This window comes from Microcystis sp. M049S2 (genome assembly GCF_020245625.1).
Lineage (GTDB): Bacteria > Cyanobacteriota > Cyanobacteriia > Cyanobacteriales > Microcystaceae > Microcystis > Microcystis ichthyoblabe_A.
The window spans coordinates 18,330-29,053 of the sequence record NZ_JADBUN010000286.1 but is presented as its reverse complement, the minus strand read 5'-3'; the positions used below and the strand labels follow the sequence as shown (position 1 = coordinate 29,053).

At 42.4% G+C, this 10,724-nt stretch carries 8 protein-coding genes and 1 pseudogene; 7 read left to right on the top strand and 2 right to left on the bottom strand.

All coding sequences use genetic code 11. From position 1 onward, the window contains the following. Positions 1 to 294: 294 nt before the first annotated feature. Positions 295 to 572 (top strand): annotated as a pseudogene (locus IM496_RS22805) (hypothetical protein); the annotation flags it as partial. Positions 573 to 734: 162 nt separating this feature from the next. Then, complete coding sequence (gene argC / locus IM496_RS21825) at positions 735 to 1,796, top strand: N-acetyl-gamma-glutamyl-phosphate reductase (RefSeq protein WP_287663317.1); 1,062 nt, start codon at positions 735 to 737, stop codon at positions 1,794 to 1,796. A gap of 125 nt (positions 1,797 to 1,921) precedes the next feature. Here the strand turns inward: argC and IM496_RS21820 are convergent, their stop codons facing one another. After that, positions 1,922 to 3,214 (bottom strand): D-alanyl-D-alanine carboxypeptidase, encoded by a 1,293-nt coding sequence (locus IM496_RS21820; protein WP_194018099.1) that lies wholly within the window; start codon positions 3,212 to 3,214, stop codon positions 1,922 to 1,924. Between the two features lie 149 nt (positions 3,215 to 3,363). Between IM496_RS21820 and plsX the strand changes: the two genes are divergently transcribed. The 3 genes from plsX to fabD all read left to right on the top strand — a co-directional run bounded on the left by plsX (position 3,364) and on the right by fabD (position 6,716). Beyond that, on the top strand, positions 3,364 to 4,419 hold the full coding sequence (gene plsX / locus IM496_RS21815) for a phosphate acyltransferase PlsX (protein WP_194018101.1): 1,056 nt from the start codon (positions 3,364 to 3,366) through the stop codon (positions 4,417 to 4,419). 244 nt (positions 4,420 to 4,663) lie between these two features. After that, complete coding sequence (locus IM496_RS21810) at positions 4,664 to 5,665, top strand: beta-ketoacyl-ACP synthase 3 (protein ID WP_194015943.1); 1,002 nt, start codon at positions 4,664 to 4,666, stop codon at positions 5,663 to 5,665. 124 nt (positions 5,666 to 5,789) lie between these two features. Continuing rightward, positions 5,790 to 6,716, top strand: a complete 927-nt coding sequence (gene fabD / locus IM496_RS21805) for an ACP S-malonyltransferase (protein WP_287663315.1) — start codon at positions 5,790 to 5,792, stop codon at positions 6,714 to 6,716. A gap of 69 nt (positions 6,717 to 6,785) precedes the next feature. Here the strand turns inward: fabD and IM496_RS21800 are convergent, their stop codons facing one another. Beyond that, the gene (locus tag IM496_RS21800) at positions 6,786 to 8,006 is read right to left on the bottom strand and encodes a molybdopterin molybdotransferase MoeA (protein ID WP_287663313.1); all 1,221 of its coding nucleotides are present in this window, start codon (positions 8,004 to 8,006) and stop codon (positions 6,786 to 6,788) included. A gap of 11 nt (positions 8,007 to 8,017) precedes the next feature. Between IM496_RS21800 and IM496_RS21795 the strand changes: the two genes are divergently transcribed. Together IM496_RS21795 and IM496_RS21790 are read left to right on the top strand one after the other, a co-directional pair. After that, a complete protein-coding gene (locus IM496_RS21795) occupies positions 8,018 to 8,905 on the top strand; it encodes a glutaminase (RefSeq protein ID WP_287663312.1) in 888 nt (295 codons plus the stop codon). A gap of 3 nt (positions 8,906 to 8,908) precedes the next feature. Continuing rightward, entirely contained in the window at positions 8,909 to 10,630 is a 1,722-nt protein-coding gene (locus IM496_RS21790) for a glycosyltransferase family 39 protein (protein WP_287663310.1), read from the top strand. Positions 10,631 to 10,724: the final 94 nt, after the last annotated feature.

Here is a 10,724-nt window from a genome sequence, read left to right as displayed (position 1 = left end):
TGGAGGGATCGGGGGTAAAATTCAGGTACTTTTTCCCTGAAAATTAGGTAACTGACTACCTCAAAATCGGTAAAACCCTACACCCCACACCCCACACCCCACACCCTGCCCCCACCAACAAACTTTTTCAGCAGACCCTAAGTAGTCGTGCAAAATTAATTTCCTAGTGAAGATAGGCAAGAGTCAAGAGGCAAGAGGTGGTTAGATATGTAGTCGTGCAAAATTAATTTCCTAGTGAAGATAGGCAAGAGGCAAGAGGGAAAATAAATAATCAGTTTTTAATAACCGGATTTAATATTAGATAGGGATCATAACGCAGCAATCAACATTCTTAAAAAAGGGTTGAAATATTTGGGAAATTATCTCAATGCCTCGACCCTTCGACGGAGCTTCGGGGGCCACTTCGCGGTTCGACTTTGCTCACCGTCGAAGACTCGGCATTGACACTGAGCGAAGTCGAAGTGTCAACGGTACTGTTGGGCAAACAGGAACCGACCCAAACGCCTTGGCAGAGTCCGGCAAGAAAGATTTTCAGTGGAGACATTGAGAATCTAAGCTGTCTCCTTGAATAAGGAATTTCCGATAGTGATAGGTCAAGAATCCCCCGTCACAGCGCAGCTTGACGGTGGGAGTATGTCAAAGGAAGTTTTTTGATTTAAATCCCACTGGTTAGGCTAAAATTCAGCCATACTAAAGCGTTATATTAACGATAAGAATTTTTAGGAATAAGGGAAATGACGCAAGAACAGAAGGTTTCAGTGGGTATTGTCGGCGCTTCCGGATATGGTGGCGTACAGTTGGTACGTTTGCTCAAAGAACATCCCTTAGTAGAATTAGCCTATCTGGGGGGCGATAGTAGCGCCGGAAAACCCTACAGTGATTTATATCCCCATCTCGGTCATAGCATTAATCTTAATGTGGAGGCGATCGATTTAGAGATAATTGCCTCCCGTTGTCAAGTGGTTTTCTTGGGTTTACCCAATGGTTTAGCCTGTGATTTAGCCCCTCCTTTGCTCGCTAAAGGGTGTAAAGTTTTGGATCTGTCGGCAGATTATCGTTTTACTAGCCTAGAAACCTATAGTAAATGGTATGGCAAGGAACGTCAGGATCAAGCGATCGCATCTACGGCTGTGTACGGTTTACCAGAACTTTATCGGGAAGATATTAAAAATGCCTCTTTGATCGGTTGCCCCGGATGTTATCCTACTGCTAGTTTAATGGCGATTTCTCCCCTGTTAAAACAGGGTTTAATTGTCCCGGAAACCACGATTATTGATGCCAAATCGGGAACTTCGGGGGGAGGAAGACAAGCTAAGATTAATATGTTATTGGCAGAAGCAGATAGTTCGATCGGGGCCTATAATGTAGCGGGAAAACACCGTCATACTCCTGAAATCGAGCAGATTTGCGGTGATTTAGCCGGTCATGAGGTGCGCGTCCAGTTTACTCCCCATTTAATGCCCATGGTTCGGGGTATCCTGTCCACAGTCTATGCAACTTTACGGGATCCTAATCTAGTGCGGGATGATTTAATCACTATCTACAATGCTTTTTATCGCACTTCTCCCTTTGTCAAAATCCTACCGGGGGGAGTCTATCCACAAACTAAATGGGCTTGTGGTACTAATTTATGTTATCTCGGCATTGAAGTGGATCCGAGAACCGATCGAGTGATAGTAATGTCAGCGATTGATAATTTAGTTAAGGGACAATCGGGACAAGCGGTACAATGTCTCAATCTCATGATGGGTTGGGAAGAATCCCTTGGTTTACCGCAAATGTGTTTTTATCCTTAAAAATTCGGCTTGGGCGCAAGCTTTGCGCCCCTACATTGCAGCCAGTATGATTGGTGAGGACCCATAGTGTACGCCCTCCCTTCGATCAGATTCGCTCATCACCATAACCTCTTAGCCAATCAATTCTAGAAACCTTGACTTATTCGACTGGGATCACCTAGAAAGGATCTTTCAGGAATCGATCCTTTAGTAGCTTCCGGGAGAATTTGCCAGTGTTGATCTAAATCTTGTAACACCCGATCCTGCTGATTTCTGAATCCCTCGATATTGCTACTACCAGCATTCATAATTACAAACCAAACTTTACCCCTTTCTTGGGTGGGAATTTCTCCGGCTAAGGCGCTAACTTGGGCTAAAGTTCCAGTTTTAATCATCACTCCTTTAGGAATGGCCCGCCACTGCATAGTTCCTTTGGTATCGCGTCCCCCCACCGGAAATAAATCAGCTACTTTGATCGGTTGATTGGCTAACTTGCGATCCAATGCTTTCAGAATCTCAATAACTGCCCGGGGAGACAAGCGATTTTCTACCCCCAATCCCGAACCATTAATTAATTGAATTTCCTCCGCTCCTACCCCAGTAATTTTAGTATTAATTGCGTCCACTGCCGCCGGACCACCGAGCAGTTCCGCTAACATTTCTGACATGACGTTGTTACTATAAATATTCATTTGACGCAACAGTTCCGTTAAAGTTAAGGACTGATGACCCAACAATAATCGGGCATTTTCGGGGCGAATTTGACTGGCTCGAACCATGCCCAAAATCTTCACCTGTGGGGCTTGTGTGCCGCTAGGAAGACTCTGAAAAGCTTTTTGGGTTTCTTTTGACCATTTCGATTGATCAAGCCCAATTTTTAGCAATTCTCCCGCTTTGAGGGGATCGGTTTGAAAATTCATGGCGAATTGACCCGTAATGATCAGATCGCCTTTGACCTGACGGATGCCTAATTGATCGAGGCCGTTGCCCACTGCGATCGCTTCTTCCCAGACAAAAAGCGGATCCCCTTCCCCTTCAATAATTAAATCTCCCTCTAACACCCCGTTTTTTACCTCTCCCGTGCTGTAAAAACGAGTAGCAAAACGATGATCGAGAGGCCAGGTTTCCACGGCGGCGAGAGTAGTGGCGATTTTAGTCAATGAAGCCCCCGAAGCGGGTAGATTACCCTGATGATCGGCTAAATCAGCCCATTCCGTCTCAATTAAGACCCGTTGTTGACGAGAGTTTAAACCTTTTTTAGTCAAGTCTTGCAGATAATCGGCCACGATCGCCGCCACCCGGGGATCGGGAGCGGTGGGAAGGTCAAAAATAGGCTGATTTTGCCAAGAAATTAGGGGAATATTGGCGATCGGTTGGGATTGTCCCCCCAGCCAACCGAAGAGAAAGCCGAAAACTGCCAAATTAAAAACTGAGAACATCTTTTCCTTAATCGCAATGATGCCTTATTGTATAGAGATGATTGGTAATTTTTAACAATTGCTCGATCAGAAAACACTAATCCTCGATCGGCCAGCTTTTCTCAAGAGCTGCCGCTCAACTTATTAAAGATTTCTATCCCACTGACTCAATGGCAGAAACGGCATTAAATCGGGCAAGAATCGCGGTAGATGCGATGGGAGGTGACCACGCTCCCAACGAGATCATCGCGGGATCGATGCGAGCTTCCGAAGAATTAGATGTAGAAGTATTATTAGTCGGCGATTCTGAACGGATTGAGGCTTATTTCCAGCATCATCCCCGTCCCAAGAATCTCACGATCGTCCACGCAGAGGAAGTGGTGGCTATGGACGAAGAGCCGATCACCGCTATCCGTCGCAAACCAGCGGCCTCGATTAATGTGGCCATGGATTTAGTCAAACAAAATCGCGCCGATGCAGTGGTGGCCGCCGGTCACTCCGGGGCAGCCATGGCGGCGGCGTTACTGCGTTTGGGTCGTTTAAAAGGAATCGATCGCCCAGCGATCGGTGCGGTGCTGCCGACGATGTTGGCGGGTAAATCAGTTATTATCCTCGATGTCGGGGCGAATGTGGACTGTAAACCCAAATATTTAGAGCAGTTTGCCCTAATGGGGACAATTTACAGTAAATACGTTATGGGTGTTGAAGATCCGAAAGTCGGTTTACTCAATATCGGTGAAGAAGCCAGCAAAGGTAACGATCTCGCCCTAAAAACCTACGAATTATTAGAAAATAACCAGCAAATTCCCTTTATCGGCAATGCTGAGGGCCGGGATGTGCTATCGGGACAATTTGATGTGATCGTCTGCGATGGTTTTGTCGGTAATGTCCTGTTAAAATTTGCCGAAGCGGTGGGAGGAGTTATCCTACAAATTCTCAAAGAAGAATTACCTAGGGGGATACAGGGTAAAGTGGGGACGGCTTTAATTAAACCCAATCTTAAACAGATTAAACAACGCATGGATCATGCAGAACACGGCGGTGCGCTGTTATTTGGAGTCGATGGGGTCTGTGTGATCAGTCACGGCAGTTCCCAAGCACCTTCAATTTTTAACGCCATCCGACAGGCGAAAAATGCCGTCGATAATCGCGTTTCTGAGCGCATTCAAGCCTACAATGACCACCATCATCAATTAAAAAAGTTGTCGGTGAACAGTGAAGATTAAGCTGTTAGCCATCTTGAAGCCGTCGGTCGTCGGGAGTCAGGAGAAAGGAGACAGGAGATAGGGGTTTAGGGGTTTAGGGGTTTAGGGGTTTAGGGGTTTAGGGAAATTTCAGCCAAATGCTCCACTTCCCCACTTCCCCACTTCCCCACTTGCCACTTGCCACTTGCCACTTGCCACTTGCCACTTGCCACTGATAACTGATAACTGATAACTGATAACTGATAACTGAAAAAGGGGGAATATTTTGAACGGATTCGGGGCAGCAGTCGTCATTACCGGTTGTGGATCGGCCACACCAGCGCAATTTCTTAGTAATGAAGAACTCAGCCAAATTGTCGAGACTTCCGATGAGTGGATTAAAAGTCGTACAGGCATCGGTAAACGCCATTTAGCGGATCAATCGGTGTCTTTGAGCCAATTAGCAGCCCAAGCGGCGATTAAGGCTCTGGAAATGGCTCAGGTGTCGCCTAGGGACATCGATCTGATTCTCTTGGCTACTTCTACCCCCGATGATCTGTTCGGTAGTGCCGCCCAAGTTCAAAGTCAGATCGGGGCCAATCGGGCGATCGCTTTTGATCTCACCGCCGCCTGTTCGGGTTTTCTGGTGGGATTAGTCACCGCCACCCAGTTTATCCGTACTGGTACTTACCGCAATGTCTTGGTTATCGGGGCCGATGTTCTCTCCCGTTGGGTGGATTGGAACGATCGCGCTACCTGTGTCCTCTTTGGAGATGGGGCAGGGGCGGTACTTTGTCAAGCAAATGATACAAAAGATAACATTCTCGGTTTTGAACTCCATAGCGACGGCAGCCAGAATGGTTCTCTCAATCTCGCCTATCAGGGGGAAGAATTGCCCCTTAAGCAGGGGGTAAGCGTTCAAAAAGGGACCTATACGCCCCTAAGGATGAACGGACGGGAAGTCTATCGTTTTGCCGTGGCGAAAGTGCCAGAGGTCATCGAAAAAGCTCTCTATCGGGCTAATTTAACCACCAGTGACATCGATTGGCTAGTTTTGCACCAAGCTAATCAAAGAATTATGGACGCGGTGAGCGAGCGCCTGAAACTGCCTCCGGAAAAAGTGATCAGCAATCTCAGCGAGTATGGCAACACTTCCGCGGCCTCGATTCCTCTAGCCCTCGATGAAGCTGTCAGGAGTGGTAAGGTCAAAAAAGGTGATATTATTGCTTCTTCTGGCTTTGGTGCCGGTTTAACTTGGGGTGGGATTATCTTCCGTTGGGGAGATTAATTCAGTGATCAGTAACCAGTAACCAGTGATCAGTAAACTAAAAACTCACATCTGATAACTGATAACTGATAACTGATAACTGATAACTGACCCAAACACATCTATCTATCTATTTTAAGAACTTATGAAAACAGCGTGGATATTCCCGGGACAAGGATCGCAAGCGTTAGGAATGATTGGAGATTTAGCGGAAAGTGCGCTTGGCCAAGAGAGATTAGAAAGAGCAGAAAAAATCCTCGGTTGGTCGGTCTTAGAAAAATGTCAAGGGGATGAAGAAACCCTATCTCGTACTCTTTATACTCAACCTTGTTTATTTGTGGTGGAGAGTATCTTAGCGGATTTGTTACAAGAAAAAGGTCATTTTCCCGATCTAGTTGCTGGTCATAGTCTCGGTGAATATTCCGCTTTGTATGCGGCCAGGGTGTTTAATTTTGAAACAGGATTAAATCTAGTTCAAAACCGTTCCCGTTTGATGGATGCGGCCGAAGGTGGTAAAATGGCCGCCTTAATGAAATTTGATCGCACCAGTCTAGAGACAGTGGTTAATCAGACGGAAAATGTGGTTATTGCTAATGATAATAGTGCCGAACAAGTGGTGATTTCTGGGACTCCTGAAGCGGTGGATTTGGTATTAGGTCAAGTGAAAGTTAAACGGGTTATGCAGTTAAAAGTATCTGGTGCTTTTCACTCTCCCTTGATGGAAAATGCCGCTATTCAGTTTCGGCAGATTTTAGAATTAGTTAATTTCCAAAAAGCGAAAGTTCCCGTGATTTCTAATGTCGATCCGAGCAATCCTACCCAGGACGGGGAACAATTAAAAAAATATCTGATCCAGCAGATGACTAGCTCGGTTCGCTGGCGAGAAATTATGTTAAAATTGCCAGATGTGGGTGTGGAAAAAGCGATCGAAGTCGGTCCCGGTAAAGTTTTAACTGGTTTAATTAAACGAACTACTCCCGCAATCGAGTTAGAAAATATTAGTCAATTAGCTAATATATCCAAGAATAGCGACGATGTTATATTCCAGGGTTCATTAATTGGTGTTGGTTAAATTATCTGGCAATATTTTCGATGAAGTAAATTGATGGATACCTAGCCAAAAATTTGGTTAGGTATTTTTTTAGGAAACTATCATAACTTCTACTGTTTCTCCTGCTTGTATAATAGTTTTATCCTGGGGAATTATGGCTAAAGCATTAGTACCCGCTAAATTAATTAAATTAGCCGAATTGTGTTGTCCGGAAGCGAGTTGAAATTGATAAACTCCCTCGATAATTTCTATTTTTCCCCAGAGATAAACTTCTCTTTGTCCCTTAGATTTGAGAGTATCGCGGGTGATAACTCGCAGAAATTTGTTCTGATAATCTGTCAATCCTGATAATTTTTTAATGGCCATTTGCACGAAGCGCCAACAGGAAACTAAAGCAGAGACGGGATTACCGGGGATACCAAAGTAAATACAACCGTTAGGAAAAGTGGCAACGGTTAAGGGTTTACCCGGTTGAATAGCAACGCTGCCAATCAGAATTTTTCCTCCTAATTCTCCCAAAATTCCCTCGATATAATCGTAATCTCCCACGGAAACACCGCCGGTGGAAAGGACGATAGCACTAGAATTAATGGCTTTTCTGATAGTTTCTCTGAGAAGATCGGGATTATCTTTGATTATACCTAAAGGTGTGGGAATTGCCCCTAAACTGGCGACAAATGCGGTTAAAGCGTAGCGATTCGAGTCAATAATTTGACCTTTTTGGAGGGTTTCATCGGGATTAATTAATTCATCTCCCGTGGAGAAAATTGCCACTTTCGGACGGGAAAAAACTGTTAATTCGGTAGCTTGTGCCGTGGCTAAAACTGCTATTTCTGGGGAATTAAGGGCAATACCAGCTTTTAATAAGGTATTTCCTGCTTGATAGAATGTGCCGCGTTGACGCACGAAAAGACCTATTTTTTCGGGAGGGATAAGAATTGCCACTCGCTCCCCTTGTTTTTGAGTATTTTCCTGCATAATAATCGTATCACTGCCGGCGGGTAACATCGCTCCCGTAAATATTCGGGCTGTTTCTCCTGGTTGAATAATTATTTCGGGAGCTTTGCCGGCGGGAATTTCGGCGATAATCTTTAGAGTAACGGGATTTTCTGGATTAGTGTCTTTAACATCTTCGTAGCGGACAGCATAGCCATCCATAGCAGAATTATCCCAGTAGGGAAAGTCTAAATCACTGCTGATATCTTCGGCTAAAATGCGCCCAAAAGCTGCCCCTAGAGAAACTTTTTCGGTTTCTGGTTGGGTTTGAATTTGAGTTAAAATTATAGATTCTGCTTCTTTGACTGAGTACATGGATTAAACAAATGAACCGATTAGCTAGATTAAGGGTGGAAGATATACAAGCTTGGATACAGGAAGTGCATTTATCGGATAGCAAGGGTCAGACTCCCTATTATATTCCGGTTTTGAACCAAGTTCATCCCGAGGTTTTCGCTCTCCAGATTCACTGTCTTGAGGGGGAGATTTTGTCTTGGGGGGACGAAACTGTAACTTTTCCTTTGATGAGTGTGATTAAACCTTTTTTGTTATTATATCTTTTAACTCATTTAGGGGAAGATGCTGTTTTTCGTCGCGTAGGAAAACAAGCTTCTAGTTATCCTTTTAATTCTTTAAATCAACTGCAAGAGGATCGCGGTTTTCCCCGTAATCCTATGATTAATAGTGGTACGATAGTCTTGGCAGATTTATTAGCAGGAGAAACGCCAGAATCTCGCTGTGAAAATTTGCTTTTATGGTTGAATGAAATGGGTAATTGTCAATTATTTCTTGATCACTCTGTGCTTGATTCTGTTCACTCCTGTCCTAATGAACACAATCAAGCTTTAAGCTTAGAATTAGAAAAAAAAGGTTATATTAGTCATCGTTATTTAGCCCTAGAAACCTACAATCAAATCTGTTGTTTATCTGGAAAAATTGCCGATCTTGCTAATTTAGGTAAGCTGATTTTAGATGCTCCTTTTCGTGAAATTATTTTAGAAATTATGACTAATTGTGGACTCTATGAAGCTTCCCAACAATTCGCCCTTGAGGTGGGTTTTCCCACAAAATCAGGAGTTAGTGGAGCTTTATTATCTATTGTGTCAGACGAGGGAGTTATTGCTTGTTATAGTCCTCTGTTAAATGAGCAAGGCAATTCAATTTTAGGACTTAATTTGCTAACACATATAAGTCATTTTGTCAAGGAAAAATAATCTATGAAAATAAGCTTTAATTTCTCAAAAAAATACCGATTCTATTTAGTAATTATTTTGGTGGTATTTATGGTTTTATCTGTCACCAGTTTATTTTTTCCCCTACCAGAATCCCTCAATTATGATGAAGGTTATCATTATGAAAGTGGAGTGGAAATTCTCAGAGGTAGGGTAGCGCAACGGGGCAATGAAAATATTTATCATCGCAATATTATGCCAGCTTCAGCACTGCATCCCCTAGTGGATCAAACAATACAAAATATTTTTCCTATCTCTAAATATCTAAACTTAGAAAATAAGTTTTTTGGTCGGTTTGCCACGATTATTATCTCGGTAATTCTAGCCATATATGTTTTTATCTGGTCGAAACAACTTTACGGATTATTAGCAGGATTTTTGGCTTTAATCCTCTATATTCTCGACCCTAATATTATCGGAAATTCACGGATAATTACTCAAGATTTATTCGGAGCTGCCTCAATTTTTATTGCCATTTACTATTTCTGGTCTTTCCTAAGATTTGGGGGCAGAAAAAATCTAGTTTTAAGTATATTAACTTTTGGAATTGCCCAGATTTGCCGCTTGACAGCCGTTTATTTAGTTCCCATCTATGTAATTTTAAGCGTAGGTTTTTACCATCGGGAAATTATTGAATCTATTCAACAGAAAAATATTTTAGCTATTCAACAAGGAATTAAGCGCAGTATTTTCTATATATTAGCTCTGATTTTATCAACAATGTTAATCATAAATATTGGTTATTCTTTCGAGGTAAGTGGCAGACAATTAGGAGATTATCAATTTCTCAGTCAGAGTTTTCAGCAGCTGCAAACCTATCCTATCTTCAAATCTTTACCGATTCCTATTCCCGCTGCTTATTTGCAAGCATTAGATTTCGGTAAGTATAAACAAGAAACGGGTTTTGGTAGTGGAATGCCCTATCTTTTGGGACAGTTAGGATTTATAGTTGATCCAGTACAAGGATTTAAAATTAAGGGATTTCCCCAATATTTTCTGATCGCTTTTCTCTATAAAGTACCCATAGCTACCCAAATATTTATCTGGTTGGGATTTATCAGTTTATTTCTCTGGAGAAAACAGTTAAATTTTTGGCAAAATGAAGCTTTTTTGATTATTCCCACTGTCTTATATTTCATCTTAATGAGTTCTAACACTGCTCAAATAGGTATTAGATATATTTTGATGATTTTCCCCTTTTTATTTGTCTTTGCTAGTAGGATTGTTACCGGTTGGCCAGCTTATAAACGAGCCTATCGCATTTTAATTATTGTCCTGACCTTTTATCTACTAATTTCCAATCTCTCCTATTTTCCCCATTATATTTCCTATTTTAACGAATTAGTTATTGATCGCAAAATGAGCTATCAAGTTCTGGTCGATTCCAATTTAGATTGGGGACAAAATAAAAATTATCTGCAAGACTATCTCCAAAAACATCCCAATGCTCTCTTTATTCGTTATGACGGAGATAATAAACTTAATTTAGTCATCGAGAATCAAAAAGTTGCACCCCCACAGGTTTCTCTGGGTAATCCGATTAATTTACTGGTGATAGAAGCTAATCAATTAATCGGTATTACCACCGATTCTAACCATTTTTACTGGCTGCGTTCTAGTCGTCAACCTATTGATCATCTTGCTTATAGTTACCTAATTTTCAATATTTCCTCTCAAGATGCGCCCAATATTTTTGGTAAAAATTAGAAGCTATTAATCATACTAAATCTGGTTATTAAAGACTGATTATTTATTCCTCCTTTTGCATAAGTGCCTATCCTCATAAGTAGCCTATACTCAA